Origin of the sequence: Pseudomonas sp. 37 R 15 (assembly GCF_900004865.1) — a bacterium.
Taxonomy (GTDB): Bacteria; Pseudomonadota; Gammaproteobacteria; order Pseudomonadales; family Pseudomonadaceae; genus Aquipseudomonas; species Aquipseudomonas fluorescens_AM.
Genome location: NZ_CVTV01000018.1, coordinates 207,982 through 234,664 on the forward strand (window position 1 = coordinate 207,982; position 26,683 = coordinate 234,664).

Annotated in this window: 22 protein-coding genes and 1 pseudogene; 10 read left to right on the forward strand and 13 right to left on the reverse strand. The window is 61.2% G+C overall.

The annotated features are described in order from the left end of the window. Nucleotides 1-17 precede the first annotated feature (17 nt). Nucleotides 18-1,478 carry a D-alanyl-D-alanine carboxypeptidase/D-alanyl-D-alanine endopeptidase gene (gene dacB / locus BFQ04_RS04805; RefSeq protein WP_065949810.1) on the forward strand — a complete coding sequence of 487 codons (1,461 nt, stop codon included), beginning with the start codon at nt 18-20 and terminating at the stop codon, nt 1,476-1,478. Here the strand turns inward: dacB and BFQ04_RS04810 are convergent. Beyond that, the gene (locus tag BFQ04_RS04810; RefSeq protein WP_065949811.1) at nt 1,475-3,868 is read right to left on the reverse strand and encodes a sensor domain-containing diguanylate cyclase; all 2,394 of its coding nucleotides are present in this window, start codon (nt 3,866-3,868) and stop codon (nt 1,475-1,477) included. The two genes, dacB and BFQ04_RS04810, sit on opposite strands and share 4 nt — an antisense overlap. Before the next feature lie 270 nt (nt 3,869-4,138). Continuing rightward, on the reverse strand, nt 4,139-6,403 hold the full coding sequence (rlmKL, locus tag BFQ04_RS04815) for a bifunctional 23S rRNA (guanine(2069)-N(7))-methyltransferase RlmK/23S rRNA (guanine(2445)-N(2))-methyltransferase RlmL (protein ID WP_065949812.1): 2,265 nt from the start codon (nt 6,401-6,403) through the stop codon (nt 4,139-4,141). Between the two features lie 532 nt (nt 6,404-6,935). Between rlmKL and rmf the strand changes: the two genes are divergently transcribed. Continuing rightward, nucleotides 6,936-7,151, forward strand: a complete 216-nt coding sequence (gene rmf, locus BFQ04_RS28275; protein ID WP_002553055.1) for a ribosome modulation factor — start codon at nt 6,936-6,938, stop codon at nt 7,149-7,151. Between the two features lie 127 nt (nt 7,152-7,278). Here rmf and BFQ04_RS04820 read toward each other — a convergent pair whose 3' ends face one another. The 5 genes and pseudogenes from BFQ04_RS04820 to BFQ04_RS04840 form a co-directional block, all read right to left on the reverse strand. Then, nucleotides 7,279-8,298 carry a quinone-dependent dihydroorotate dehydrogenase gene (locus tag BFQ04_RS04820; protein ID WP_065949813.1) on the reverse strand — a complete coding sequence of 340 codons (1,020 nt, stop codon included), beginning with the start codon at nt 8,296-8,298 and terminating at the stop codon, nt 7,279-7,281. Nucleotides 8,299-8,379: 81 nt separating this feature from the next. Beyond that, nucleotides 8,380-8,844, reverse strand: a complete 465-nt coding sequence (locus tag BFQ04_RS04825; protein ID WP_065949814.1) for a transglycosylase SLT domain-containing protein — start codon at nt 8,842-8,844, stop codon at nt 8,380-8,382. Then, a complete protein-coding gene (locus BFQ04_RS04830; RefSeq protein WP_065949815.1) occupies nt 8,837-9,223 on the reverse strand; it encodes a winged helix-turn-helix domain-containing protein in 387 nt (128 codons plus the stop codon). Before BFQ04_RS04830 ends, BFQ04_RS04825 begins: the two co-directional genes overlap by 8 nt. Nucleotides 9,224-9,383: 160 nt before the next feature. Continuing rightward, nucleotides 9,384-9,605 (reverse strand): FliM/FliN family flagellar motor switch protein, encoded by a 222-nt coding sequence (locus tag BFQ04_RS04835; RefSeq protein ID WP_065887857.1) that lies wholly within the window; start codon nt 9,603-9,605, stop codon nt 9,384-9,386. A 106-nt stretch (nt 9,606-9,711) separates the two neighbouring features. After that, nucleotides 9,712-10,530: pseudogene (locus tag BFQ04_RS04840) on the reverse strand (secretin N-terminal domain-containing protein); the annotation flags it as partial. Between the two features lie 259 nt (nt 10,531-10,789). Between BFQ04_RS04840 and BFQ04_RS04845 the strand changes: the two are divergent. From BFQ04_RS04845 to cobA, 8 genes are all read left to right on the forward strand, one after another. Further along, entirely contained in the window at nt 10,790-12,016 is a 1,227-nt protein-coding gene (locus BFQ04_RS04845; protein WP_065949817.1) for a CmpA/NrtA family ABC transporter substrate-binding protein, read from the forward strand. Between the two features lie 10 nt (nt 12,017-12,026). Then, the gene (locus BFQ04_RS04850) at nt 12,027-12,602 is read left to right on the forward strand and encodes an ANTAR domain-containing response regulator (protein ID WP_065949818.1); all 576 of its coding nucleotides are present in this window, start codon (nt 12,027-12,029) and stop codon (nt 12,600-12,602) included. A gap of 184 nt (nt 12,603-12,786) precedes the next feature. Then, nucleotides 12,787-13,998 carry a nitrate/nitrite transporter gene (locus BFQ04_RS04855; RefSeq protein WP_065949819.1) on the forward strand — a complete coding sequence of 404 codons (1,212 nt, stop codon included), beginning with the start codon at nt 12,787-12,789 and terminating at the stop codon, nt 13,996-13,998. Next, a complete protein-coding gene (locus tag BFQ04_RS04860) occupies nt 13,998-15,668 on the forward strand; it encodes a bifunctional protein-serine/threonine kinase/phosphatase (RefSeq protein WP_065949820.1) in 1,671 nt (556 codons plus the stop codon). The genes BFQ04_RS04855 and BFQ04_RS04860 overlap by 1 nt, the downstream gene beginning before the upstream one ends. A gap of 224 nt (nt 15,669-15,892) precedes the next feature. Continuing rightward, entirely contained in the window at nt 15,893-18,346 is a 2,454-nt protein-coding gene (nirB, locus tag BFQ04_RS04865; RefSeq protein WP_065949821.1) for a nitrite reductase large subunit NirB, read from the forward strand. Then, nucleotides 18,343-18,660, forward strand: coding sequence for a nitrite reductase small subunit NirD (nirD, locus tag BFQ04_RS04870; RefSeq protein ID WP_057721197.1), 318 nt, complete (start codon nt 18,343-18,345; stop codon nt 18,658-18,660). The genes nirB and nirD overlap by 4 nt, the downstream gene beginning before the upstream one ends. Further along, nucleotides 18,660-21,368 carry a nitrate reductase gene (locus BFQ04_RS04875; RefSeq protein ID WP_065949822.1) on the forward strand — a complete coding sequence of 903 codons (2,709 nt, stop codon included), beginning with the start codon at nt 18,660-18,662 and terminating at the stop codon, nt 21,366-21,368. Before nirD ends, BFQ04_RS04875 begins: the two co-directional genes overlap by 1 nt. Nucleotides 21,369-21,377: 9 nt before the next feature. Next, nucleotides 21,378-22,121 (forward strand): uroporphyrinogen-III C-methyltransferase, encoded by a 744-nt coding sequence (gene cobA / locus BFQ04_RS04880; RefSeq protein WP_065949823.1) that lies wholly within the window; start codon nt 21,378-21,380, stop codon nt 22,119-22,121. Nucleotides 22,122-22,181: 60 nt separating this feature from the next. On the opposite strand, the gene BFQ04_RS04885 is transcribed toward cobA, so the two are convergent. The 6 genes from BFQ04_RS04885 to rraA all read right to left on the reverse strand — a co-directional run bounded on the left by BFQ04_RS04885 (nt 22,182) and on the right by rraA (nt 26,619). Next, complete coding sequence (locus tag BFQ04_RS04885; RefSeq protein WP_065949824.1) at nt 22,182-23,162, reverse strand: OmpA family protein; 981 nt, start codon at nt 23,160-23,162, stop codon at nt 22,182-22,184. A gap of 107 nt (nt 23,163-23,269) precedes the next feature. Beyond that, on the reverse strand, nt 23,270-23,860 hold the full coding sequence (sigX, locus tag BFQ04_RS04890) for an RNA polymerase sigma factor SigX (RefSeq protein ID WP_057721193.1): 591 nt from the start codon (nt 23,858-23,860) through the stop codon (nt 23,270-23,272). A gap of 87 nt (nt 23,861-23,947) precedes the next feature. Then, entirely contained in the window at nt 23,948-24,772 is an 825-nt protein-coding gene (locus BFQ04_RS04895) for a mechanosensitive ion channel family protein (RefSeq protein WP_065949825.1), read from the reverse strand. A gap of 2 nt (nt 24,773-24,774) precedes the next feature. Further along, the gene (locus BFQ04_RS04900) at nt 24,775-25,020 is read right to left on the reverse strand and encodes a CrfX protein (RefSeq protein ID WP_065949826.1); all 246 of its coding nucleotides are present in this window, start codon (nt 25,018-25,020) and stop codon (nt 24,775-24,777) included. A gap of 86 nt (nt 25,021-25,106) precedes the next feature. Further along, a complete protein-coding gene (locus tag BFQ04_RS04905) occupies nt 25,107-26,102 on the reverse strand; it encodes a zinc transporter ZntB (RefSeq protein ID WP_065949827.1) in 996 nt (331 codons plus the stop codon). Nucleotides 26,103-26,127: 25 nt separating this feature from the next. Then, on the reverse strand, nt 26,128-26,619 hold the full coding sequence (gene rraA, locus BFQ04_RS04910) for a ribonuclease E activity regulator RraA (RefSeq protein ID WP_065949828.1): 492 nt from the start codon (nt 26,617-26,619) through the stop codon (nt 26,128-26,130). Nucleotides 26,620-26,683: the final 64 nt, after the last annotated feature.

The window sequence follows — 26,683 nt, forward strand, 5'->3', positions numbered from 1 at the left end:
GTAGGGTCTTATTTTTTATGATCAAATCGTTGCGTTCTGTTTTCCTCGCCGGTGTCCTTCTGCCATTGGCCCTGCATGCCACCGCCGCTCCCATCAATAACACCTTGCCCCCCAGCGTTGCCCAGGCCCTTCAGAAGGCCAAACTGCAAAATACCGCCTTGTCCCTGGTGATGTTGCCCTTGAACGGCCCCGGCACGCCGACCGTGTTCAATGCCGACGTTTCGGTGAACCCGGCCTCCACCATGAAACTGGTGACGACCTACGCGGCCCTGGAAATGCTCGGCCCCAACCATCAGTGGAAAACCGAGTTCTACACCGACGGCGTACTCAGTGGCGGCGTGTTGCGCGGCAACCTGTATCTCAAGGGCGGCGGCGATCCCAAGCTGAACATGGAAAAACTCTGGCTGTTGATGCGCGACCTGCGCGCCAACGGCGTACAACAGGTCACCGGCGACCTGGTACTGGATCGCAACTTCTTCCAGCAACCACAGTTGCCGGAGTTCAATGACGACGGCAACGACGAGAACAAGCCGTTCCTGGTCAAGCCCGATGCCCTGCTGGTCAACCTCAAGGCCCTGCGCTTTGTGACGCGCAATGATGCCGGGCGGGTGATCGTGTCGGTCGAGCCGCCGATTGCGAGCATTCGCATCGACAACCAGGTGAAAGTGTCCAACGCCAAACAGTGCACCGGCGATGTGCGCTACAGCCCGCTGACCGCGGCCGATGGCAGTGTGACCGTGACCGTCAGCGGCCAGTTGGCGGACGGTTGCAGTTCGCAGACCTACCTGTCGCTGCTCGACCATGCCACCTATACCGCCGGCGCGGTGCGTGCAATCTGGAAAGAGTTGGGCGGCACCATCCAGGGCCGCGATATCCAGGCGCCGGTGCCCAAAGATGCCAAGGTGCTGGCCCGTGCGTTCTCGCCGGACCTGGCGGAAATCATCCGCGACATCAACAAATACAGTAACAACACCATGGCCCAGCAACTGTTCCTGAGCCTGGGTGCGCAGTTTCGCAACGATGCCGATGGCGACGATGCCAAGGCCGCGCAACGCGTGGTGCGTCAGTGGCTGGCGAAAAAAGGCATTACCGCGCCACACCTGGTGATGGAGAATGGTTCCGGCCTGTCCCGCGCCGAACGGGTCAGCGCCCGTGAGATGGCGGCCATGCTGCAAGCGGCCTGGAAAAGCCCCTACGCCGCCGAATACATCAGCTCGCTGCCGATCGCCGGCACCGACGGCACCATGCGTAAACGCCTGAAGACCACCGCCATGCGCGGCGAAGCCCATGTGAAGACCGGCACCTTGAACACCGTGCGCGCCATTGCCGGGTTCAGCCGTGACAACAATGGCAACACCTGGGCGGTGGTGGCGATTCTCAACGATTCCAAACCGTGGGGCGCGTCGTCGGTGCTGGACCAGGTGCTGCTCGACCTGTATCGCCAGCCGAAGGCGGTCGCGGCCGCACCGGTGCTCTAGAACAGCGGATCAGCCTGTGGGGCGGGCTCCACCCGGTCCCTGCCCGCCTGTTTGGCGACATAGACAGCCGAGTCCGCGCGCAGCAGCAACCCATCGATGCCTTCATCGATCCGCCAGCTGGCGACCCCAAAGCTGGCGGTGACGACGCCCACCGGCGCCATCGGCACGCTGCGCAACGACTGCCATAACTCCATCGCCAGGCGGTAGGCCTGGGCGCCATCGGTATGCGGGCAGAGCACCACGAATTCTTCTCCACCCAGCCGGCAGAACACGTCGGTGCGGCGCAAGCGCTGGCTGATTCGCCTGCACAACTCGCGCAATACCCCGTCCCCCACACCATGCCCGTGCTGGTCGTTGATCCGCTTGAAGTGGTCGATATCCAGCATGATCACCGACAGCGCTCCCGAGGTGCGGTTGAGGCGCAGCAGTTCGACTTTCATACGGTCCTGGAAATAGCGGCGATTGTGGATGCCCGTCAGGGAGTCGGTGATGGACAGCGTGCGCAACTCGTCTTCCACACGCTTGAGATCGGAAATATCCGATACATAGCCGTGCCACAACGTACCGCCGCCGGGTAATTCTTCCGGGGTCGCTTCGCCACGAATCCAGCGCAGGCCTCGCTCGGGCAACTGCACGCGATACTCTTCGCGCCAATGGCTCAATTGCAGCGCCGACAAGCGTATCGACGCGCGTACCCGCTCAAGGTCCTGTGGATGAATGCGTTCCAGGACTTTGCCCGCATCCTGCTGCAACACGCCAAGCTCGATTTCATAAATATCGCGCATGCCTTCGCTGGCATAAATGAAGCGCCAATGATCATGGGGCTCCAGCGTGAACTGGAAGATACCGCCAGGTACATGGGCACTGAGCTTTTTCAGCAAGCGATCCCGCACAGCCAAGGCCTCATAGGCGCGCTTCTGCTCAGTGACATCCAGGTAAATGGCCAGGTGCCCGACCCACAGGCCATGGTCATCCAGCAACACAGTGGCCAGCATGTTCACGGTCAAGGGGCTGCCATCTTCACGCACCAGCGTCCACTCGCGGGCGTCGTGCTGTCTGTCCGGGCTTTCCACCAGCATCGCCTGGCTCGGCGTAACACGCTTGCCCAGCGCCGCGCTCAAACGCGTGGCGCGGGCCTCAAGCTCCGAGGCCAGGTGCAGGCTTTCCAGCGTCAGGTGGCCCACCACGTGGTCGCTCTTGAATCCCAGCATCCGTTCGGCGCCGGCATTGAACATGTTGATGACACCGCGCAAGTCAGTGGCAATGATTGCGACGTGCGTTGCCGCGTCCAGCACACTGCGCAATTGGCCGTGTGCGCCGCGCAGTTCCTGTTCACGCAGGCGCAACTGCGCGGTACGTTGTTCCACCAGTGCCAGCGCCCGCTGGCGTTGGCTGACCAGCACATAGAGCAAGGCCGCGAGCAGCCCACTCAGCAGCACGCCCATGGCGAATATGGTGTGGGTCGAAGAATGGTTCGCCTTGTCGAATGCCTCACTGGCTCGCAGGCTCAGCGCATAGACATGGTCACCGAGGGTAAGACGTCGGACAGCGACAAGATCGCTGTCGCCCGGCACATTGCTGGACGCATACAGCACGCGCTGCTCCGTGTCGGAGGTGTCGACGATCTGCATCACCAGGTTGTCCCGGCTGGACTTGGGCAAACCCTCGGCCACCAGCTGGCGCATGCTGATCACCGCCATTACATAACCGTACGGCTGGGGATCGACCGCTTTGCGCACCGGCGCCACCAGCAGCACCCCGGCGGCATACGCCGGCTCCACGCCCACCAGTTGCATGGGCTGGGACACCGCCGCCTGGCCGCTGGCTTGTGCGCGCTCGACAACAGCGCGCCGCAGGGGTTGGGCCAGCAGATCAAAACCCAATGGCGAGCCCAACAGACTCTGGGTCTGGCTATATAAGACCGGCACGTATTCATCGCGCTCGGAAGCCGGCGCCAGCTCACCTGCCGAATTCAGTTCGCGGATGGTGAAAGGTGCGCCACGCTGGCGCGAGATGGCCTGTTCGAACTGGCTGCGCTGATCCCCGGACACCCGCGGCGCCCAGGCATAGGCACGCGCATGCAACAACAGCGGCTGGGCGAAGCCGTCAAATTCGGCGCGGGACACCTCGTCGGAATTGACGAAAAAACGGCGCAGGCTATCCAGGCGCAGCTCCTGGTCTTCGAAGCGTTCCTGGATCCGGCTGTAGCGCTCGTTGACCAGCAACTGGAAGCGCTGTCGCACCTGTTGCTGATAAAGGTCGGAAGCGGCCCACGCGATGACCAGGGTCAGTGCGCTACCGGTTGCCACGACCACCAATGCCACCAGCCAAGCCGATGCCTGCTCACTGATAAAACCAAGGATTTTCGGGCGTACGGCTTGCATCGGCATAGGCAACACTCACAGCGCCAGCGTGCGGGTTGACACTTTGGCTGGACGATAAGTTATAGCCATCCGTCGGGGGTTTGACCAGTGTAAAAAATGCGCACGCTTAATGTGGGAGGGGGCTTGCCCTAATACCGTCTGTAGGAGCGAGCTTGCTCGCGAAAAACTCACAGGCACCGCGTTCATTCAGGAAGCACGCGTTATCGTTGACGATTTTCGCGAGCAAGCTCGCTCCTACCTGACTGGCATTAGGGCTTGCCCCCCCACATTGGCGACTCAGCGTGCGCTGATTTTCCACGCCCGATGGATCTTCGCGTTACGCGCGAAATCCGGGTCGATGGTCTTGTCGCTGATTTCCTCGACCGCATAGCGTTCGCTGAGGTTGTCTTCCAGCTGGAACTTGCGGAAGTTGTTCGAGAAGTACAACACGCCCCCTGGCGCCAGGCGCGCCATGGCCAGGTCGAGCAACTGCACGTGGTCACGCTGTACGTCGAAGATGCCTTCCATGCGCTTGGAGTTGGAGAAGGTGGGCGGGTCGATGAAAATCATATCGAACTCGTCACGACTGGCTTCCAGCCACGCCATCACGTCACCTTGCTCCAGGCGGTTCTTGTCGGAAAACCCGTTGAGGGAAAAATTGCGCCGCGCCCAGTCCAGGTAGGTCTTGGACAAATCGACGCTGGTGGTGCTGCGCGCGCCGCCCTTGGCTGCGTGCACACTGGCGGTAGCGGTATAGCAATACAGGTTGAGGAAACGCTTGCCGGCGGCTTCCTTCTGAATGCGCATGCGCATCGGCCGGTGATCAAGGAACAGGCCGGTGTCCAGGTAATCGGTGAGGTTGACCAACAGCTTCACGCCACCTTCGCTGACCTCGGTGAACTTGCCCTGGGCGCTTTGGCGCTCGTACTGCTTGGTGCCGCTCTGGCGCTCGCGACGCTTGACTACCACGCGGCTCTTGTCGACGTTGAGCGCCTGGGGAATCGCAGCGAGCGCGTCAAACATGCGCGCCGAGGCCTTCTCCGGGTCAATGGACTTGGGCGCAGCATATTCCTGCACGTGCACCCAATCGTGATACAGGTCGATGGCCATGGAATATTCCGGCATGTCGGCATCGTACACGCGGTAGCAATCCACGCCTTCACGCTTGGCCCACTTGCCCAGCAGCTTGAGGTTTTTCTGCAGGCGGTTGGCGAACATCTGCCCGCCTTCGCTCAAGCGCGCCTGTTCGACCACCGGGGCCGGCGCCGGCTTGATCGGGTTGCCGTTCTTGTTGTACTGACGCTCGGCCGGCTCGGCCGGGGACTGGTCATAGGCCGCTTGCTCACGCTCAGCCTGGCGCTGCTCCGGAGTCCGTCGCTCGCCGGTGACGAACTGATCGGGGTTGACCTTGATCAGCAACAATTTGCACGGCAAGGCGCCGTTCCAGAACGAATACTGTTTGTGGCTGCGAATGCCCATGCGCTTGCCCAGGTCCGGCGCGCCGGTGAACACGGCGGCTTCCCAACCCATGCAGGCCTGGCGCAGACGCTCGCCGAGGTTCTGGTAGAGATACAACAGGCTGGCCTCATCACCCAGGCGCTCGCCGTACGGCGGGTTGCAGATCACCAACCCTTTCTGGTTCTGGTCCGGGCGCGGCTCGAACGTGCCGACTTCGCCCTGGTACACCTTGATCCAGTGGCTCAGGCCTGCGCGCTCGATGTTATTGCGCGCCGGCTGGATCAGGCGCGGATCGGCTTCGTAGCCACGCACCCACAGCGGGGTTTTATTCATGCCGATGGCGGCGCGTTCAGCGGCCTCGGCGTGCAGTTTTTTCCACAGCGCCGGGACATGTCCGAGCCACGTGGTGAAGCCCCACAGCTCGCGGTTGAGGTTGGGGGCCATGTCGGCGGCGATCATCGCGCCTTCAACCAGGAAGGTGCCCACGCCGCACATCGGGTCGGTCAATGCGCCGCCTTCGGCAGCAATGCGCGGCCAGCCGGCGCGGATCAGGATCGCCGCCGCCAGGTTTTCCTTCAACGGCGCGGCGCCCTGCTGCAGGCGGTAGCCGCGCTGGTGCAGGCTGTGGCCGGACAGGTCAAGGGACAGGATGGCTTCGCCACGGTCCAGGCGCAGGTGGATGCGCAGGTCCGGGTTGATCTTGTCGATGGACGGACGTTCGCCGGTCGGGGTGCGCAGCTTGTCGACGATCGCATCCTTGACCTTGAGCGCGCCGAAGTGGGTGTTATCGATGCCCGAGCCGTGACCGCTGAACTCCACCGCCAGGCTGCCGTCGCTGACCATGTGGTCGGCCCATTCGATATCCAGCACGCCGTGGTAGAGGTCTTCGGCGTCCTTCATCGGGAAGCGCTTGAGTACCAGCAGCACGCGGTTGGCCAGACGCGACCAGAGGCACAGGCGGTAGGCGGTTTCCATGTCGGCCATGCCGCGCACGGCCGAGGTGTGCTCGCGGGCCTCCTCAAGGCCAAGCCCGACGGCCTCCTCGATCAGCAGGCCTTCGAGGCCCTTGGGGCAGGTGAGGAAGAGTTCAAAACGGTCCGACATGGGGCATTCCAGGCTTTTCAGCAATAAATGAACGGGCGACGCATCGCCGGCTCGGTTTTCAAACAAGCACTTTTCTTGAAGAGCGCTCGCGTGGCACACCTGTGCCGCTCCACCCCGTCTGACAGGCCTTCGAGCCTTTATTGACGGTGCAGAAGAAGAATTCGAAGCAACAAAAAGAAATATTCCGACCCTTCGTCGAATAATAACCGACTGCAACAGGTGGTCATTCTCACCAAAGGATTAAACACATTGTCTTCGCAGGGCACATCATAGCTGGCTTTGCCTCATAAAAGGGGCGAAAAACCATCCCAGCTTATGGCTATAGCATCGTTATCGTTACGTGCTTATGACAAAACGATCATTGAATCCATGTGACCTATTGGTTAGAACTCAACACAGGTTGGCGCCGTAACGACGCCGACACATCGGCTCGCCACGCCGGCAGCGAGCCCACCAACGGCAGAAAAACTCTGCCCGGCCTCACACGAGGCCGAAGGATATCTAGACAGTCAACAAGTGAGGGAAACACCCTATGAGAAGACTTAAGCGTGATCCGTTGGAAAGAGCATTTTTACGCGGATATCAATATGGCGTTCATGGAAAATCCCGTGAGCTTTGCCCATTTACTCTACCGTCGGTACGCCAAGCCTGGATCAATGGCTGGCGAGAAGGACGCGGCGACAACTGGGACGGTATGACTGGCACTGCGGGCATCCACAGACTCAACGAACTTCACGCCGTCGGCTAATCAGGGCATTTATATTCCGACACATCAACTTGAATAGATAGCGACTTAACCACGCACGTCCTATCCGGACGGCGGGCTTCGGCCCAGGGGCTCCTTCAGGGAGCCCTTTTTATTGCCTGACGATTGCTCAGCGCAACGCGGCGATCGCGTCCACCGATTCGCGAATCAGCGCGGGGCCCTTGTAGATAAAGCCCGAATACAGTTGCACCAGGCTTGCGCCCGCCGCGATTTTTTCAGCCGCGTGCCTGCCTTCGGTGATCCCGCCCACGGCGATGATCGGCAAGCGCCCTGCCAGTTCGGCGGCCAATACCTTGACGATATGGGTGCTTTTATCCCGTACCGGCGCGCCGGACAGACCGCCCGCCTCGTCACCGTGGGCCAGGCCTTCGACGCCCACACGGCTGAGGGTGGTGTTGGTCGCGATCACCGCATCCATGCCCGCGTCCACCAGGGCCTGGGCCACCAGTACGGTTTCTTCATCGCTCATATCGGGCGCGATCTTGATCGCCAACGGCACCCGCTTGCCATGGCGCACCGCCAGGTCTTCCTGGCGCTGGCGCAATGCTTCGAGCAATTGCTTGAGCGAGTCACCGAACTGCAGGCTGCGCAAGCCCGGGGTGTTGGGCGAACTGACGTTGACGGTGACGTAGCTGGCGTGGGCGTAGACTTTATCCAGGCAGATCAGGTAATCGTCCACCGCGCGCTCCACCGGCGTGTCGACATTCTTGCCGATGTTGATGCCCAGGATGCCCTTGTACTTCGCGGCCTGTACCCGCGACAGCAAATGGTCCACGCCCAGATTGTTGAAGCCCATGCGGTTGATGATCGCCTCGGCTTCGGGCAGGCGGAAGATCCGTGGCTTGGGGTTGCCCGGTTGCGCACGAGGGGTCACGGTGCCGATCTCGACGAAACCGAAACCCAGCTGCGCAAACCCGTCGATGGCCGCGCCGTTTTTGTCCAGACCGGCAGCCAGCCCGACCGGATTGGGAAACTCGAGCCCCATCACCGACACCGGCACCTTCGCCGCAGCCTTGCATACCAGGCCATTGAGCCCCAGGCGGCCACCGGCTCCGATCAGGTCCAGGGACAGATCGTGGGAAGTTTCCGGGGAGAGTTTGAACAACAGCTGGCGGGCCAGGGTATACATGGGCAGGCTAGACTCGGATGGCGGCGAAAGGTAACGCGATTATAGCCGGGCGGACGGGCTGCATGCGAGGCGTGCGCCCCATCATCCATTACGATGGGCCATCAACGCCTCATAACGTGCCCAGACTTTTTCGGCGTATCGCATGCGCAACGCGTCACGCTCCGCCCCGGCGCCCGCCCCCACGTTGTAGGAGCCCACCGCCGTCCAGTTATAGCCGAAACGCTGAACGAACCCGGCAAGAATCGAGGCGCCAACCTCCACCGACAGACACGGCTCGTTCACCAGCCGTTCTTCGGTAATGCCCAGCTTGAGCAAGCGAGGCAAGTGACTGCTGTTGATTTGCATCAAACCGATATCGTGGGTGCCATTGGCGTTGGCATAATTGATCGCCTCCGCGCGGTAGCCCGACTCCACCGCCGCGATCGCCTGCAGCAACTCCGGCTCGAAGTCGTAGCGACGCGCCACCTCATCCCAGCAGTAGGCCAGGGCCTGGTTGCTGCCCAGCAGCAGGCCGAGGATCAGGCCCCTGCCCCACGGCTTATACATTGCTGATCTGTCCGCATGCCGCGCACATGTGCACGGCCCGCTTCGACTCAGCGTCTTTCACCTGCACGGGGCAGGTAAAACGATACCCCTTGCCATACACGGTCTTGATAAACCCTTTATCGGCGCTCAAGTGTTTGCGCAAAGCATAAATGCAACGGGTCAATGACTCATCGGCCACCTCGCCCCTGGGCCAGGCGAGCGCCAACAGGCGGTCCTTGGTCATCAACGAACCGCCGGAAACCAGCAACAAGCGCAGCACGCTGCCCTCTTTGGGCGGCAGTTGAATATCGGTTTGCCTGCCTGTCAGCCGACCATCGTCATGCAAGGTCCAATCAGCGAAAACGAGGGACGTTGTCGATTCTTCAATCACGACTGCCATAAGGCACCTGCACGTTCGACTGCTGACATTCAATCCATTCTTCCTGTAAGGGCCCACTTGCCCGATGCCATGACTATAAAAACCTGCCTCGCGTATCACGTTAGGAAAAACCCGATTCAATCAGCGTCTTTCAGCGTTTTGCTGTAAGACAATTCACGACTCAACCGGAATACGGTAGCCACTCCTGATACACCTCATGCAGCTCAACCCCCAACCGATCCTCCAACTGCACCAACTCACCCACCGCCATCAGTTGCCCATTGACCCGTACCTCCACGCAGTGGATGACCTCGGGCGCCAGAGGCAAGACTTTCCCCGGCGCAAACGCAGCCAGTCGCTTGCGGCTGATCAGTTGCTCCTGCAGCAGTATTTCCAGGTACATGGACTAACGCCTTTATTCAGGGAGAAAGCTCGCGGCCCGACCTGACGAACGCACGTTGCACACGTTCATATTGCGCGGCCGTCAATGGCGGCGGCCCGGCCGGGGGCTTCGATTCGTCACGACCCGCGTCCATACGCCATGACGAGATTTCGTTGACTTGCTTGGGCACATCCAATTCATCCACCAGTTTTTCGATCAGGCTGACCTGAGCAGGTTTGCCCTTGATCAGGAGGCTGTTGGTGTCCGGATAGGCGATCAACGTCAGGTTCTTGTCCGCCAGCGGGCCCTTCTGCTCACTGGCCAGCAGGCCTTGAATGACGGATGCCATGCCCGGCACCGTGACTTTGTTTGCGCCGCTCCCATGCTGCCGATCCTCGACGTGGGTATTGAACACCTGCACCACACCAAAGGCGTGCGCCCCCACACGCAGCTCACTGCGTTGCCGGTCCGTCAATTGCGCCAGCCGCAGCACCTGGCTGACATAGCTTGGCGGCCCGGACACGTAGAACGTACGCACCCCGCTGTCGCGCAAGGGATAGCGCGATTCATCCATGCCTGTTCGGCGCATGATGCCGCGCAGCCGGTTGACCGAAATGTACCGCAGCGCCACCGCAGAGGTTCTGGCTTCGCTCGCGTTGTAGAGATGCACCGCTTGCCCGTCGCTGTGCCAGATCAGACCTTCCTGCCGGGCCAGCGCTTCAAGGACCTGTTGCGGTGCGTCAAAATCAAATGTCCCGCTGACACGCCTGTGCGCCGCTTCCCGACTGACCACCACAGGCATCCCCAGCGGCACCGACAGCGCAGTGAAAAAACTGTCCAGGCTTTCATCCCTGGCCTGATACGGCTCACCCCGAACCACACAACTGACCAGCAACAGCGCCACCCACAGCAGCGTGCGACCGAGGCGGTGGCGGTTCGTCGTAATGGAGGCATCAGCATGCACCGTGGGTTTTTCCTGGGGAAGGTAGGACGCAAAAGAGCGGCCATACTGAAAGGCAGGCGAGGTTCAATCATGATGGAAAGCTGACGGCCGCCCCCGTGGCATGTGCCTTGCTAAGCACTCTCTATCAGGGCGCGCGCCAGCGGCGGCACGGGCCTACGGACAAAGGCGTCGTTTCCCTCTAATGGCCGGTATAGCCATCCGAGGGCGCGACGTTTTTTTTTGAGAGAAAAGGTAGGTGTTGATGAACGATTCGGTCGACAGCAGCCCGGTGAATCCGGCGCTGGCCTGGGTAAACGGCAGTGACGCCCCGGAAAAGAGCAGCCTGGACCTGGGTTTCATGGCCCTGACTGATTGCGCCTCGCTGGTGGTCGCCGCCACCCAGGGGTTTGCGCAACCCTACGGCCTCACACTGAACCTCAAGCGCCAATCGTCCTGGGCCAACCTGCGCGACAAACTGGTCAGCGGTGAGCTGGACGCCGCCCATAGCCTCTACGGCCTGATTTACGCCGTGCATCTGGGCATCGGTGGCGTTGCGCCGAGCCCGATGGCGGTGCTGATGGGGTTGAATCAGAACGGACAGAGCATCAACCTGTCCCGTGGGCTGCAACAGCAGGGCGTGGTCACTCCTGAGGCGCTGGATCGCCACGTGCACCAAAGCCGCACAAAACTCACCTTCGCCCAGACCTTTCCGACAGGCACCCACGCCATGTGGCTGTATTACTGGCTGGCGAGCCAAGGCATCCACCCGCTGCGGGATGTGGACAGCGTGGTGGTGCCCCCACCGCAAATGGTTGCGCACCTGCAAGCGGGGCGCATCGACGGCCTGTGTGTCGGCGAACCCTGGTGCGCCAGCGCCGTCAAGCAGAACCAGGGCTTCACCTTGGCGACCAGCCAGTCGATCTGGCCGAATCATCCGGAAAAAGTCCTCGGTTGTACCCAAGCTTTCGTCGACCAGTATCCCAATACGGCGCGCGTATTGGTGATGGCGATTCTCGAGGCCAGTCGCTTTATCGAAGCGAGCACGCAAAACCGTCGTTCCACCGCCCAACTGCTCAGCGCCCGCGAGTACCTCGACGCCCCCCTGGACTGTATCGAGCCACGGCTGCTGGGCCACTACGAAGATGGCCTGGGCAACCAGTGGCAGGACCCGCATGCGCTGCGGTTCTTCGCCGATGGCGCGGTCAACCTGCCTTACCTGTGCGACGGTATGTGGTTCATGACCCAGTTTCGTCGCTGGGGCCTGCTGCGCGAAGACCCGGACTATCTTGCCGTTGCCCGTCAGGTGCAACAACTGGATGTGTACCGTCAAGCCGCGAGCGCCGTCGGCGTCGCCACCAATGGCCAGGACATGCGCAGCAGCCAGTTGATCGACGGCAGGATCTGGGACGGCTCCGACCCCGCCGGCTATGCCCGCAGCTTCCGCCTGCACGCCATGGCGGATGACATCAGCCGCCAAGCGCTGCGCTAGGAGCACGACCATGCTGCGAATCCTTTTGATCAACGACACCCCGCGCAAAGTCGGCCGGCTCAAGGCCGCGCTGACCGAGGCCGGCTTTGAGGTGATCGATGAATCCGGCCTGACCATCGACTTGCCCGCACGCGTCGAAACAGTGCGCCCCGACGTGATCCTGATCGATACCGAGTCACCCGGCCGCGATGTGATGGAACAGGTGGTGCTGGTCAGCCGCGACCAGCCCCGCCCTATCGTGATGTTCACCGATGAACATGACCCGAATGTCATGCGCCAGGCGATCAAGTCCGGGGTCAGCGCCTATATTGTCGAAGGCATCCAGGCCCAGCGTCTGCAACCGATCCTCGAGGTGGCCATGGCACGCTTCGAAAGCGACCAGGCCTTGCGCGCCCAGCTTCATGCCCGCGATCAACAGTTGGCGGAACGCAAGCGCATCGAGCTGGCCAAGGGCCTGCTGATGAAAATGAAGGACTGCAACGAGGAAGACGCCTACACCCTCATGCGCCGCCAGGCCATGAGCCGGCAGCAGAAACTGATTCAGGTGGCCGAACAGATTATTGCCATGAGCGAACTGCTCGGCTGATCTGGCGCGGCTCTTGCTATAGAACCGTCACAGGTAGCCAACGGCGGTTGCCCCACCAACGACAAAGACGTCGCACACCCGGTTTGCCCTCGCGAACCCGGTGGCGGCGTTTTTTTTCGTTCCGGCCCCAGCGCATGGGGTCACCAGGCCTTCTGACAAGCCCCCCCAACCGTTGAGGTGCGTGATGAAATCAAGCTTCTGGAAATCCGGGCACACCCCGACCCTGTTTGCCGCGTTCCTGTATTTCGACCTGAGTTTCATGGTCTGGTACCTGCTGGGCCCCTTGGCGGTACAGATTGCCGCCGACTTGCACCTGACCACTCAACAGCGCGGCCTGGTAGTCGCTACGCCGATCCTGGCGGGCGCGGTGCTGCGCTTTCTCATGGGCATGCTGGCTGACAAGCTGTCGCCCAAGACTGCCGGGCTGATTGGCCAGGTGATTGTCATCGTGGCGTTGTTCTGCGCCTGGAAACTGGGCATTCACAGCTACGAGCAAGCGCTGTTGCTGGGCATGTTCCTGGGCATGGCCGGTGCCTCTTTTGCCGTCGCCCTGCCGTTGGCCTCGCAATGGTATCCGGCCGAGCACCAGGGCAAAGCCATGGGCATCGCCGGCGCCGGCAATTCCGGCACCGTGTTTGCCGCCCTGCTGGCACCGGTACTGGCGGCTGCCTTTGGCTGGAGCAATGTATTCGGCTTCGCGTTGATTCCGCTGATCCTCACCCTGATCGTGTTCGCCTGGCTCGCGCGCAATGCTCCGCAACGCCCGAAAGCCAAGGCGATGGCCGACTATTTCAAAGCCCTGGGTGATCGCGACAGTTGGTGGTTCATGTTCTTCTACAGCGTGACCTTTGGCGGCTTTATCGGCCTGGCCAGCGCCCTGCCCGGCTACTTCAACGACCAGTACGGCCTGAGCCCGGTGACCGCCGGCTACTACACCGCGGCCTGTGTCTTCGGTGGCAGCCTGATGCGCCCGCTGGGCGGCGCCCTGGCGGACCGTTTCGGTGGGATCAAGACCCTGCTCGGCATGTACAGCGTGGCGGTGATCTGCATTGCGGCGGTGGGTTTCAACCTGCCCAGCTCCTACGCTGCGCTGGCGCTTTTCGTCTGCACCATGCTCGGCCTCGGCGCCGGTAATGGCGCGGTATTCCAGCTGGTGCCCCAGCGTTTTCGCAGTGAGATCGGCGTCATGACCGGCCTGATCGGCATGGCCGGCGGCATCGGCGGTTTTGCGCTGGCCGCCGGCATGGGCGCGATCAAGCAGAGTACCGGCAGTTACCAATTGGCGCTGTGGTTGTTCGCCAGCCTCGGCGTGCTGGCCTGGTTTGGCCTGCACGGCGTCAAACGCCGCTGGAGAACCACCTGGGGTTCGGCTGCCGTGACCGCTGCACGCGTCTGATGAGCCTGCAACTGAGCATCGCCCAGGCCAGTGCGATTGGCCCCAGGGCAGAAAACCAGGATGCGTTGCGGGTCGTCACACCCAGGGCGGAGTTGGCCGCGAGCAAAGGCTACCTGTGCGCATTGGCCGACGGCGTCAGCCAATGCGCCGACGGTGGCCTGGCCGCGCGCTCGACCTTGCAGGCACTGGCCCTGGACTACTACGCCACGCCGCAGACCTGGGGCGTGGCCCAGGCGCTGGAGCGCTTATTGGTCGCACAGAACCGCTGGCTGCAAGCCAATGGCGGCGGTCAGCCGCTGCTGACCACCCTCAGCGCCCTGGTGTTTCGCGGCCAGCGTTTCACCCTCGCCCACGTCGGCGATTGCCGCGCCTATCGCTGGCTGGACGGCGAGCTGCAGCGCATCAGCGAGGACCATGTGTGGGAACAACCGGGCATGCAGCATGTGCTCAAGCGCGCCCTCGGCCTGGACCAGCACCTGGTACTGGATTTTCTCGATGGAGAACTGCGCGCAGGCGAGTGCTTCCTGCTGCTCAGCGACGGGGTCTGGGCCACGTTGGGTGAGCACAGCATCAACGCGATTCTGCGCGAGCAGACCGACCTGGACCTGGCGGTCAACACCCTGGTCAATGCCGCGCATTTGGCGGGCAGCCAGGACAATGCCAGCGCCTTGCTGGTGCGCGTCGATGCCCTCGGCGCCGCCACGCTGGGCGACGCACTGGTGCAGTTGCAGCAGTGGCCGCTGCCGCCGCCGCTCAAGGCCGGGCAACGTTTCGAGGGGTGGCAGGTGCACAGCCTGCTGGCGCAGAGCCGACAGTCGTTGCTGTATCGGGTACAGGATGATCAGCAGCGTCCCTGGCTGCTGAAAACCCTGGCGTCAAGCCGCGACGACGACACTGACGCCGCCCAGGCCCTGCTCTCGGAAGAATGGTTTCTGCGGCGGGTCGCCGGCCGCGCGTTTCCTGAAGTGCATGCCGCCAGTGGACGCCAGCACTTGTACTACGTGATGCGCGAATACCCGGGGCTAACCCTTGCCGAACTGTTCAAGCGCCAGGGCCCGTTGCCCCTGGCGCAATGGCAGTCCATCGCCGAGCGTTTACTGCGCGCGGTCGGCCTGCTGCACCGACGGCAGATCCTGCACCGCGATATCAAGCCGGAAAATCTGTTGCTGGGAGACGACGGCGAACTGCGCGTGCTGGATTTCGGCCTGGCCTACTGCCCGGGGCTGTCGCAAGACCGTGCCAGCGTGCTGCCCGGCACCCCGAGTTTTATCGCGCCGGAGTCATTCAGCGGTGAACGTGCTACGCCACAACAGGATTTGTATAGCGTCGGCGTCACGCTCTATTACCTGCTGACCGGCCACTATCCCTATGGCGAAATCGAAGCCTTCCAACGCCCGCGCTTCACTCAGGCGGTCAGCGCCAGCCGCTACCGTCCCGATGTGCCGGACTGGTTGCCTGCAAGCCTGGAACGCGCCGTGGCCGCGCAACCGCAGCAGCGCTATGAGACCGCCGAAGAATGGCTGCTGGTGCTGGAACAGGCCGACCGCCGCGAACTGAGCATACGCCCGCGCCCCTTGCTGGAGCGTGAACCGCTCAAGGTCTGGCAGACCCTGGCGACGGCTTCGCTGCTGATCAATCTGGTGCTGCTGTTCTGGCTATTGCACCACTAACGGGCAAAATTCTTACGCATCCGCGTTGAATCCCTAATAAAACCGGGGTAAGCGACACTTGGCACAGCTGCTGCATTAGCCTCTTCAACAACCCACATACAGCCGCGCCTTCAACGTCGAAGGATCGAGCTTCCCGAGAGAACGGGACCAGGACAAAGGCGTCCTCGCTAGGTAAATAGCGGGGACGCCTTTTTTTGTTTGCGCGTGATTGGTCGGAGAGCGACATGAAAAAACTCAAACTGGTGATGATCGGCAACGGCATGGCCGGGGTTCGCACCCTGGAAGAATTGCTCAAGCTCAGCAGCGACCTCTATGACATCACGGTATTCGGCGCCGAGCCCCACACCAACTACAATCGCATCCTGCTCTCACCGGTACTGGCCGGCGAGCAGACCTTCGAAGAGATCGTGCTCAACGATCTGGACTGGTATCTCGACAACCACGTCAAGCTGCTGCTCAACCGCAAGGTGGTGCAGATCGACCGGGTCAAGCGCCGCGTCATCGCCGAGGACGGTACCGAAGCCGAATACGACCGCCTGCTGATCGCCACCGGTTCCACGCCGTTTATCCTGCCCATTCCAGGTAACACCTTGCAGGGCGTGATCGGCTACCGCGATATCGCCGACACCCAGGCCATGATCGACACCGCCAAGACCCACAAGCACGCGGTGGTGATCGGTGGCGGACTGCTCGGCCTGGAGGCCGCGAACGGCTTGATGCTGCGCGGCATGCAGGTGACCGTGGTGCACATCGGCGAATGGCTGCTGGAACGGCAATTGGACAAGACCAGTGGCCAGTTGCTGCAAACCGAGCTGGAAAGCCGTGGCCTGGTGTTTCGCCTGTGCGAACAGACCCAGGCCCTGCATGACGCCGGCAATGGCCGCGTCGGCTCGGTGCAGTTCAAGAACGGTGACATCATCCCCGCCGACCTGGTGGTGATGGCCGCCGGTATCCGCCCCAACACCGAACTGGCGGAAAAGTCCGGCATCCCCTGCAACCGTGGGATTCTGGTCAACGACACGATGCAAACCTACGACCCGCGCATCTATGCGATCGGTGAATGCGCCAGCCACCGTGGGATCGCCTACGGCCTGGTCGCACCGCTGTTCGAACAGGCCAAGGTGTGCGCCAACCATCTCGCCCAGTTGGGTTTCGCCACCTATAAAGGTTCTGTGACCTCCACCAAGCTCAAAGTTACCGGCATTGACCTGTTCTCCGCGGGCGACTTCATGGGCGGCGAAGGCACTGAGACCATCACCCTCTCCGACCCCATCGGCGGCGTGTACAAGAAACTGGTGATCAAGGACGACATCCTGGTCGGCGCCTGCCTGTACGGCGATACCGCCGATGGCGGTTGGTATTTCCGCCAGATCCGTGAGAACCACGCGATCGGCGAGATTCGCGATCACTTGATGTTTGGCGAAAATGCGCTGGGCGATGTGGGCCATCAAGGCCAGGACAAAGCCATGAGCATGGCCGACAGCGCCGAAGTCTGCGGCTGCAATGGCGTGTGCAAGGGCACTATCGTAAAAGCGATCCAGGAACAGGGGCTGTTCAGCGTCGATGACGTGAAGAAGCACACCAAGGCGGCCAGCTCCTGTGGGTCCTGCGTGGGGCTGGTGGAACAGATTCTGATCAATACCGTGGGCGGGGCCGCCGACGTCAAGCCCAAGAGCGAAAAAGCCATCTGCGGCTGCAGCGACCTCAATCACGGGCAGATCCGCCAGGCCATTCGCGACCAGCACCTGCTGACCATCGCCGGCACCATGAGCTACCTGAACTGGCGCACGCCCAACGGTTGCGCCACCTGCCGTCCGGCGCTGAACTATTACCTGATCTCCACCTGGCCGGGCGAAGCCAGGGACGACCCGCAATCGCGCCTGATCAACGAGCGCGCCCACGCCAACATTCAGAAAGACGGCACCTATTCGGTCGTCCCACGGATGTGGGGCGGCGTGACCAACCCGTCGGAACTGCGCCGTATCGCCGACGTGGCCGACAAGTACAACGTGCCGATGGTCAAGGTGACCGGTGGCCAGCGCATCGACTTGCTCGGCATCAAGAAGCAGGATTTGCCTGGCGTGTGGAAGGACCTTGATATGCCGTCCGGGCACGCCTACGGCAAATCCATCCGTACCGTGAAGACCTGCGTAGGCAGCGAGTTCTGCCGCTTCGGTACGCAAAACTCCACGCAACTGGGCATTGAGCTGGAGCACGACCTGTTCAACATGTGGTCGCCGCACAAGGTCAAGCTGGCGGTGTCCGGTTGCCCACGCAACTGCTCGGAAGCGGGCATCAAGGACGTCGGAATTATCGGTGTGGACTCAGGCTGGGAGATGTATATCGGCGGCAACGGCGGGATCAAGACCGAAGTCGCGGAGTTCTTCGTCAAGCTCAAGACCGCTGAAGAGGTGCGCGAATACAACGGCGCATTCCTGCAGCTGTACCGCGAAGAAGCCTTCTACCTGGAGCGCACCGTGCACTACCTGCAGCGGGTCGGCATGGACCATATCAAGAAAGCCGTGCTGGAAGACCCGGCCCGGCGCCAGGCCCTCAACGAGCGTCTGCAGTTTTCCCTGTCGTTCGAGCAAGACCCCTGGAAAGAACGCCTGGAACAGCCGCTGCTGAAAAAAGAATTCGATGTGATCCCGGTCAAGCAATTGGAGGTGCCGGCATGAACTGGCTGGATATCTGCGCCCTGGAAGAAATCAACGCCCTGGGCTCGCGCATCATCAACGGGCCCAAGGGCGACATTGCGATTTTTCGCACCAGCGACGATGAAGTCTTCGCACTCGATGACCGTTGCCCGCACAAAGGCGGGCCGCTGTCCCAGGGCTTGATCTATGGCAAACGCGTGGCCTGCCCGCTGCATAACTGGCAGATCGACTTGGCGTCCGGTGAAGCCCAGGCGCCGGATATCGGTTGCGCCCATCATCACCTCGCCCGCGTGGAAAACGGCCGAGTGATGCTGGCCCTGCGGGATGCAGGGTGATGAACCGCCAGGTCACGGCGTCCACCTGCTGTTATTGCGGGGTGGGCTGCGGCGTGCTGATCGAGCATGACGACACCCGGATCCTCGGCGTGCAAGGCGACCCGGACCACCCGGCCAACTTCGGCAAGCTGTGCAGCAAGGGCGCCAGCCTGCACCTGACCGGTGACCTCGACGCCCGTGCCTTGTACCCGCAGTTGCGTCTGGGCAAAGACCTGGCCCGCGCCCGCACCGACTGGGACAGCGCCCTGGAACATGCGGCCACCGTATTCGCCCACACCATTGCCGAACACGGCCCCGACAGCGTGGCGTTCTACATCTCCGGGCAATTGCTGACCGAGGACTACTACAGTTTCAACAAACTGGCGCGGGCGCTGGTCGGCACCAACAATATCGACAGCAACTCACGGCTGTGCATGTCCTCGGCAGTGGTGGGCTACAAACGTAGCCTGGGCGCCGATGCGCCACCGTGCAGCTATGAAGATCTGGAGACCAGCGACTGTGTGATGATCGTCGGCAGCAACATGGCCTACGCGCACCCGGTACTGTACCGACGCCTGGAGGAGGCCAAGGCGCGACGGCCGCAGATGAACGTGGTGGTGATCGATCCACGCCGTACCGACACCTGCGACTTGGCTGACCTGCACCTGGCGATCCTGCCGGGCACGGATGTCGCACTGTTCCATGGGATTTTGCATCTGCTGCTGTGGGAAGACTGGATCGACCGCGATTTCATTCACGCCCATACCGACGGCCTGGCAGCGCTCAAACGCCTGGTGCATGACTACACGCCGCAAATGGTCACGCAACTGTGCGGCATCAGCATCGAGCAGTTGCGCCTGTGCGCGCAGTGGGTGGGCACCTCCAGTAGCTTCTTGTCGCTGTGGTGCATGGGCCTTAACCAATCGAGCGCGGGCAGTGCAAAAAACAGCGCGCTGATCAACCTGCACCTGGCCACCGGTACGATTGGCCGGCCAGGCTGCGGGCCGTTTTCCCTGACCGGCCAACCCAATGCCATGGGCGGGCGCGAAACCGGCAGTTTGTCGAATCTGCTGCCTGGGCACCGCGACGCCGCCAACCCCGAACACCGCGCAGAAGTAGCCGCTTACTGGGGTGTCGACCAACTGCCCGCAACCACCGGCCTCACGGCTATCGAACTGTTTGAACAGGTGCAGGCGGGCACGATCAAGGCGCTGTGGATCGCCTGCACCAACCCGGCCCAATCGTTGCCGGACCAGAATGCAGTGCGTGCAGCGCTGGCGACGTGTCCGTTCGTGGTATTGCAGGAGGCCTTTCGAACCACCGAGACCGCCGCCTACGCCGACCTGCTGCTGCCCGCCGCCAGTTGGGGTGAAAAAGAAGGCACGGTGACCAATTCCGAACGGCGTATTTCCCACGTGCGTCGCGCCATCACCCCACCGGGCGAAGCGCGACCGGACTGGGCGATTACCGTGGATTTCGCGCAGCGCCTGGAGCGCCGTCTGCGGCCGGGGCTGGACAGCCTGTTTGCCTTTGAGCAACCCGCGCAGATCTTTGACGAGTTCAAGCTGCTGACTCAAGCGCGTGACCTGGATGTGTCAGGCCTCAGCCATGCCCTGCTTGACCGACTCGGCCCGCAACAGTGGCCGTTTCCCGTGGGCGCACAAGCCGGAACACCACGACTCTACGTCGACGGCATTTTCCCCACTGATAACGGCCGTGCGCAATTTGTCGCCGAGCCTTATCGCGCCGCCAAGGAGCAGCGTGACGCACGCTTTCCCCTGACCCTGATCACCGGTCGCCTGCGCGACCAGTGGCACGGCATGAGCCGCACCGGCACGGCGGCGCAGCTGTTCGGGCATGTCAGCGAGGCGCTGTTGAGCCTGCACCCGGACGAGTTGCGTCGTCACCGCTTCAAGGAAGGCGACCTGGTCAACCTGAAAAGCCGTCGGGGCAATGTGGTGGTCGCGGTCACCAGCGATGACAGCGTGCGCCCCGGTCAAGCGTTCCTGCCGATGCATTGGGGCGACCGGTTTCTCAAAGGCGGCGTCAATGTGCTCACTCAGCCGGCGTTCGATCCGTTATCGAAACAGCCGGAACTCAAACACAGCGGTGTGCGCCTGGAAGCGGTGCAACTGCCGTGGCAGCTGTTCGCGCTGATCGAGGGTGACGTGCAACGACATTTCGACGCCCTGCGCCCGCTGTGCGAAGAATTTGCCTACGTCAGCCTGAGCCTGAGCGGGCGCGAGCGGCCGGCGCTGCTGGTGCGCGCAGCCCATACCGAGGCGCCCGACCTGCAGATACTGACCCGTATCGACCAGTTGCTGGGCCTGCACGACGGCCCGGTGATGGCCTATGACGACCCGCGCCGCTCTATCGGCAAACGGGTGAAAATCGAACAGGGCCGTATTACAGCGGTTCGTCTGGCCGGCGAAACCCTGGCCCGGCATTGGCTGCAAAGCCTGTGGTTGGAGGGCCGCACCGACGATCAACTGCGGCGCTGGCTCCTGGCGCCCCTGAGCGCGCCACCGGGGGGAGCGCCGGCCAGCAGCAAGATCCTGTGCAATTGCAAGAATGTCAGCGAAAACGCGGTGTGCGCCGCAATTGCCCGTGGCATGGACCTGACCGGGCTCAAACAGCAACTGGGATGCGGCACGCAATGCGGCTCCTGCGTGCCGGAAATCAAACGTCTGCTGGCCGCCAGCCCGCAGCCATTCGCAATCAGTGTGTGAGGGGAAAACATGAGCGCAAAAGTGTGGCTGGTAGGCGCTGGGCCCGGTGATCCGGAATTGCTCACCCTCAAAGCGGTAAGGGCCCTGCATGAAGCAGACGTGGTGTTGATCGACGATCTGGTCAACCCGGTTGTCTTGGAACACTGCACGGACGCGCGCGTGATTACCGTCGGCAAGCGCGGCGGTTGTCGCTCTACGCCGCAGGCGTTCATTCACCGTCTGATGCTGCGCTATGCACGCCAGGGCAAGTGTGTGGTGCGGCTTAAAGGCGGCGATCCGTGTATTTTCGGGCGGGGTGGCGAAGAGGCGACGTGGCTGCGCGAGCGTGGGATCGAGGTGGAGCTGGTCAACGGCATCACCTCGGGACTGGCTGGAGCGACGAATTGCCATATCCCGTTGACCTTGCGCGGCGTCAGCCGTGGCGTAACCCTGGTCACCGCGCATACCCAGGATGACAGCAGCCTGAACTGGCGCGCACTGGCCGAGGGCGGAACGACGCTGGTGGTGTACATGGGCGTGGCCAAGCTCGAAGAGATCCGGCAACAGCTGCTGGAGGGCGGCATGGCTGCGGATATGCCGGTGGCGATGATTGAAAATGCATCGTTGCCCGAACAGCGCGAATGCCGTAGCCACCTCGCCGCCATGCACGAAGACGCGCAGGCTTTTGCGCTGAAAAGCCCGGCAATCCTGGTGATTGGCCGTGTTGCCGGCGCGGCGCAAATGGCATGCGATGCGGCAGCGGCCAGCGCTTGAGGTAAATCGCAGGCGAAAAAAAGCCCGGCCTGAGCCGGGCTTTTCTCTACTACTCAGTAATTACTGAGCGGTAGCTTCAACCGACGCTTCTACGCGACGGTTAACAGCGCGACCAGCTTCAGTTGCGTTGTCAGCAACTGGGCGGGATTCGCCGTAACCTACAGCAGTTACACGGCTAGGAGCCACGCCGTCTTTAACCAGGACTTGCTTAACAGCGTCAGCACGACGCTGGGACAGCTTCTGGTTGTAAGCGTCTGGACCTACGGAGTCAGTGTGACCAGCAACTTCTACGTTGGTAGCTGGGTACTGAGCCATGAAGTCGGCCAGGTTTTTCACGTCGCCGTAGCTGTTAGGCTTAACAACGGACTTGTCGAAGTCGAACTTAACGTCCAGCTCAACACGAACAACCTGAGCAACCGGAGCTTCTGGCTCTGGAACTGGCTCTGGAGCTGGTGCTGGGGTAGGAGCTGGAGCAGCTGCGCCAGCGTTACCGCCGAAGTTCACACCCAGGCCAACCAGTGCGGAGTAGTCCCACTTGCCGTTGTCCAGACCGTAGTCAGCTTCAACACCAGCACGAGCGTACAGGTTGTTGGTGAAGTAGTACTTCACGCCGGTACCGATGGTAGCGAAAGTGGTCTGGTCGCGACCGCTGTGGCCGTCAGCTTGCACGTTGGTACGGCTCTGGTGGCCGAAACCGCCTTCAACGTATGGACGCAGGCTGTCAACGCCAGCTTGACCGAAGTGGTATTGGGCAACGAGGCTGCCGGTATCACCTTTGATCTTCTGGTTGCCAGTACCGTCGTTCGAACGGGTGTGGTTAGTCTTGTCGTAGGACAGGTTCAAGGACAGGTCGTCGGTCAAGAAGTAACCGATGCGAGCGCCAGGGTTGAAGCCGTCTTCGATGTGCTTGACGCTATCGTTGTACTGCTTCTTGTAGAACAGCTCGCCCTCAACTGCGCCTTGGCCTTGTGCCAGAACGCCGAAAGAAGTAGCGGCAATAAGAGAACCAATGGCCAAGCCCAAGGTGTTTTTCAGTTTCATCCGTTAAATCCCCATCTGGTGATTGTAAAGCAGTCCCACAAACCGGGGGACAACTCGGCGACAAGTCTAACAGAACTTGCCTACACGTAAGAGATATTTGCTACGCACTAAGTTTCAGTCTCGCCCGCAAATTTCTCACGTAATTTATCAAGAGCACGTTTGTAACGCATCTTTGTAGCACTCAAGCCCATATGCATGATGTCAGCGATTTCTTGAAATTCCAATTCTGCGACGAATCGTAGCACCAGAATTTCACGGTCAATCGGATTCACATGCACCAACCAGCGATCGAGTCCGCCCTTCTCCTCGGGTGTCGGCGCCTTTTCTTCAGACGCTTCCTCAAGGGGGTCCAGACTCAAGGCGTCCATCAAGCGACGCTTTCGCCGTTCCTTTCGATACTGCGTGATGCACTCGTTGTACGTGATGCTGTAGAGCCAGGTCTTGAACTTCGATTTTCCCTCGAAGTTCTTCAGGCCGTACAGCACCTTGAGCATCACTTCCTGACAGACATCGTCCGCATCCCTATCGTTCCCCAAATACCTTGAACAAACGTTGAACAGAGTGCGTTGATATCTGCGCATCAATTCTTCGTACGCGCGTGTTACGTGAAACAGCTCCGTGTGCGAACGCGCGACCAACTCCTCATCAGAGAGCTCACGGGGGTCATAGCGCGTGGACAGCGTTTGGGCTTTATTCAAAACAAGTCGTGCCGGCAGTCAGGTCAATGTCCGCTGCAACCCGGTCAGCCGGGTTCGCGGCGGCGTACATTAGCAGGGTTTGCCGGTTTAGCGGCTACTGACCTGCTGCTCCATGAGAATCCGGTTGGACAGCGACACCAGTTCCCCGTCATCGGTCAGCACGGTCGTCTTGACGGTGCCGATCTCCTCGATTTGCCCTTCGACCTCGCCCACACGCACCTGTTGCCCTACCTGATACAGCTCACGCACGTAGATTCCCGCAAGAATCTGACCGGCAATTTCCCGGCTTCCCAGGCCCATGGCCAGTGCAACGGCCAGACCAACGGTAATCAAAACAATCACGATAACGTGGTTCAGCAGGTCAGTTTTGACCTCCAACTGGCTGATCGCGACCGAAATACTGATGATGATCACTAGTCCCTGGGCAATTCGCCCCAGGCCTGCCGCATAGTCCAGGCCGACACCTTCAGCGGCTCCGCGTACCAGGCCATTGGCCAGTTGCGCGAGTAAAACGCCGACCAGCAGCACCAGCGCGCCGCCGAATACTTTCGGCAAATACAGTGCCAGCATGTCGAGCGTAGCTGAAACTCGCTCAAGTCCAAGGGACTGAGCCGCAGAAACCAGAAAAATAAGTAGAACGAACCAATAAACGATCTTGCCGATCAGCGTCGAAATCGGCACCTGCAGCCCGGCACGGCCCAGCAGCTTGGTCAGGCCGGTACCGGCCATCAGGCGATCCAGCCCGAGTTTGGCGAGCAATTTGGACAACAGGGTGTCGAGCAGCTTGGCCACGACAAAGCCCAGCAGTACCAGGACCAGGGCACCAAAGAGGTTGGGAATGAAATTCGCCACCTTGGTCCACAATGCGGTCATTGCGGTGACCAGGCTCTGGGTCCAGAGATCAAGTTCCATATTCAATCAGCCTTATCAGCAGTGCGAGCAAGAGGTTTATGCCGGGAAACCGGTGATACATGGGCCGAACCGTTGTTCAGGGCCATCATCAACGCCGGCACCCAACGCCCGAGCAGACCGAACAGGTCCCCCGCCCCTACCTGACGGTTGGCGGTTTTCAGTACGCGGCCCAGGCAGGCATCGTCATCACGGTTGGATGGCGAAGCATTGAGCATGTCACGCAAAGACTGTTCGAACGGATCGTGCATAGAGACCTCTCGCAAGTGATTTAAAAGACGAGGGTAAAATTCATCGGGTCACATCGACCCTTTCCTACGTTCAGCTCATATTCAGCTCAAACCCAGCGTAACCGTCGAAAAAGCCACCATTGACCCAGCGCCACCGAGATCATCAGCAGGCAGGCAATCATGAATCCGTAAGGGCTGCTGGAAAACGGTATTCCCCCTACATTGATGCCCAGCAAGCCGGTCAGAAAACTCATCGGCAAGAAGATGCCGGTGATGATGCCGAAGCGGTACATGGTGCGGTTCATGCGCAGGCTCAGGCGCCGGTCTTCGGCCTCAAGTACAAGCCCCACACGCTCCCGAGCCAATTCGAGCTCTTCAAGGTAACGGGTCAGGCTGTTGTGTAATTCGTTCCAATAGTCAGCGTCGTCATCACAGAACCACGCCAGTTTGATTCGCGTCAGCTGCGCAAAAATATCCCGTTGCGGCGCCAGGAAACGCTTGAGCCCGGCCGCTCGCCGACGGATCTGCAAGACGCTGCCGTGCTCGGGGGTATACCGTTCGTCGGCATCGAGTTTTTCTTCTTCGGCATCGACAATTTCGGACAGCCCAGTGACCAGATCCTGCACTTTGTTGGTCAGGTACTGCGCCATATAAAGGATCAGTTCCGATGCAGTTCTGGGGCCCTTGCCCTCGGCCAATTGCACCAGCAGCTCATCGGTGGCGCGTAACGGGCGCAACCTGAGGGAAATCACCCGATTGGCTGCCGCGAATATACGTACCGAAACCATGTCTTCCGGTTCCGCGCCGGGATTGAGATTGATCCCGCGCAGAAAGAGCAGCAGTTCCGCATCCGGCAGCGGCAGCAGCCGCGGACGGGTGTTTTCTTCCAGCAGGAGGTCACAGGCAAATTCACTCAAACCGCTGGATTTGCGCAGCCAGGTCTGGGTTTGCGGATGGCTGCGGTCCCAATGCAGCCACAGGCTTTCCTGGGGCTGCAGTTGCAACTCGTCAAGCTCGGTCCGGGCAATCGAACGCGCACCGCCTTTACCGTCCAGCACCAGGGCATGCACCAGCCCCCACTGCGCGTTGTCTTCCTCGAACATCCTCATCCCTTTCGGCTACTGCGGTTTATTCAGGCATTTTCAGCGGGCTGGGCGAGACGATTACCCCGTTGTTATCGGCGTACACGTATTCACCCGGACGGAACGTCACGCCTGCAAAGGTCACCACCACGTTCAGGTCACCCAGGCCACGCTTGTCGGTTTTCATCGGATGGGCGGCCAGGGCCTGCACGCCCAGGTCGGTCTGGGCAAGGATGTCGACATCGCGGATGCAACCGTAGATCACCATACCTTCCCAGCCGTTTTTCGCGGCTTTCTCGGCAATCAGGTCACCGAGCAACGCACGCCGCAGCGAACCACCTCCATCGACCACCAACACCTTGCCGGCGCCCGGCTGCTCGGCCTGTGCCTTGACCAGGGAGTTATCCTCGAAGCATTTGAGGGTAACAATCTCGCCGCCGAAGGAGTCTCGGCCACCGAAATTGCTGAACATCGGCTCAAGCACCTGCACCAACTCCGGGTAGGCGTCGCACAGGTCGGGGGTCACGTAATGGTCCATCGCGAAACTCCTGTCATCAAAGAAGGGGTCGAACAGTTCACGGCATATATCAGGAAAAACGTGC

What these genes read in the sequence shown, in the direction of transcription:
- dacB (WP_065949810.1), top strand. Translation starts at nt 18, where the DNA reads ATGATCAAATCGTTGCGTTCTGTTTTCCTCGCCGGTGTCCTTCTGCCA.
- BFQ04_RS04810 (WP_065949811.1), bottom strand. Translation starts at nt 3,868, where the DNA reads ATGCCGATGCAAGCCGTACGCCCGAAAATCCTTGGTTTTATCAGTGAG.
- rlmKL (WP_065949812.1), bottom strand. Translation starts at nt 6,403, where the DNA reads ATGTCGGACCGTTTTGAACTCTTCCTCACCTGCCCCAAGGGCCTCGAA.
- rmf (WP_002553055.1), top strand. Translation starts at nt 6,936, where the DNA reads ATGAGAAGACTTAAGCGTGATCCGTTGGAAAGAGCATTTTTACGCGGA.
- BFQ04_RS04820 (WP_065949813.1), bottom strand. Translation starts at nt 8,298, where the DNA reads ATGTATACCCTGGCCCGCCAGCTGTTGTTCAAACTCTCCCCGGAAACT.
- BFQ04_RS04825 (WP_065949814.1), bottom strand. Translation starts at nt 8,844, where the DNA reads ATGTATAAGCCGTGGGGCAGGGGCCTGATCCTCGGCCTGCTGCTGGGC.
- BFQ04_RS04830 (WP_065949815.1), bottom strand. Translation starts at nt 9,223, where the DNA reads ATGGCAGTCGTGATTGAAGAATCGACAACGTCCCTCGTTTTCGCTGAT.
- BFQ04_RS04835 (WP_065887857.1), bottom strand. Translation starts at nt 9,605, where the DNA reads ATGTACCTGGAAATACTGCTGCAGGAGCAACTGATCAGCCGCAAGCGA.
- BFQ04_RS04845 (WP_065949817.1), top strand. Translation starts at nt 10,790, where the DNA reads ATGAACGATTCGGTCGACAGCAGCCCGGTGAATCCGGCGCTGGCCTGG.
- BFQ04_RS04850 (WP_065949818.1), top strand. Translation starts at nt 12,027, where the DNA reads ATGCTGCGAATCCTTTTGATCAACGACACCCCGCGCAAAGTCGGCCGG.
- BFQ04_RS04855 (WP_065949819.1), top strand. Translation starts at nt 12,787, where the DNA reads ATGAAATCAAGCTTCTGGAAATCCGGGCACACCCCGACCCTGTTTGCC.
- BFQ04_RS04860 (WP_065949820.1), top strand. Translation starts at nt 13,998, where the DNA reads ATGAGCCTGCAACTGAGCATCGCCCAGGCCAGTGCGATTGGCCCCAGG.
- nirB (WP_065949821.1), top strand. Translation starts at nt 15,893, where the DNA reads ATGAAAAAACTCAAACTGGTGATGATCGGCAACGGCATGGCCGGGGTT.
- nirD (WP_057721197.1), top strand. Translation starts at nt 18,343, where the DNA reads ATGAACTGGCTGGATATCTGCGCCCTGGAAGAAATCAACGCCCTGGGC.
- BFQ04_RS04875 (WP_065949822.1), top strand. Translation starts at nt 18,660, where the DNA reads ATGAACCGCCAGGTCACGGCGTCCACCTGCTGTTATTGCGGGGTGGGC.
- cobA (WP_065949823.1), top strand. Translation starts at nt 21,378, where the DNA reads ATGAGCGCAAAAGTGTGGCTGGTAGGCGCTGGGCCCGGTGATCCGGAA.
- BFQ04_RS04885 (WP_065949824.1), bottom strand. Translation starts at nt 23,162, where the DNA reads ATGAAACTGAAAAACACCTTGGGCTTGGCCATTGGTTCTCTTATTGCC.
- BFQ04_RS04895 (WP_065949825.1), bottom strand. Translation starts at nt 24,772, where the DNA reads ATGGAACTTGATCTCTGGACCCAGAGCCTGGTCACCGCAATGACCGCA.
- BFQ04_RS04900 (WP_065949826.1), bottom strand. Translation starts at nt 25,020, where the DNA reads ATGCACGATCCGTTCGAACAGTCTTTGCGTGACATGCTCAATGCTTCG.
- BFQ04_RS04905 (WP_065949827.1), bottom strand. Translation starts at nt 26,102, where the DNA reads ATGTTCGAGGAAGACAACGCGCAGTGGGGGCTGGTGCATGCCCTGGTG.
- rraA (WP_065949828.1), bottom strand. Translation starts at nt 26,619, where the DNA reads ATGGACCATTACGTGACCCCCGACCTGTGCGACGCCTACCCGGAGTTG.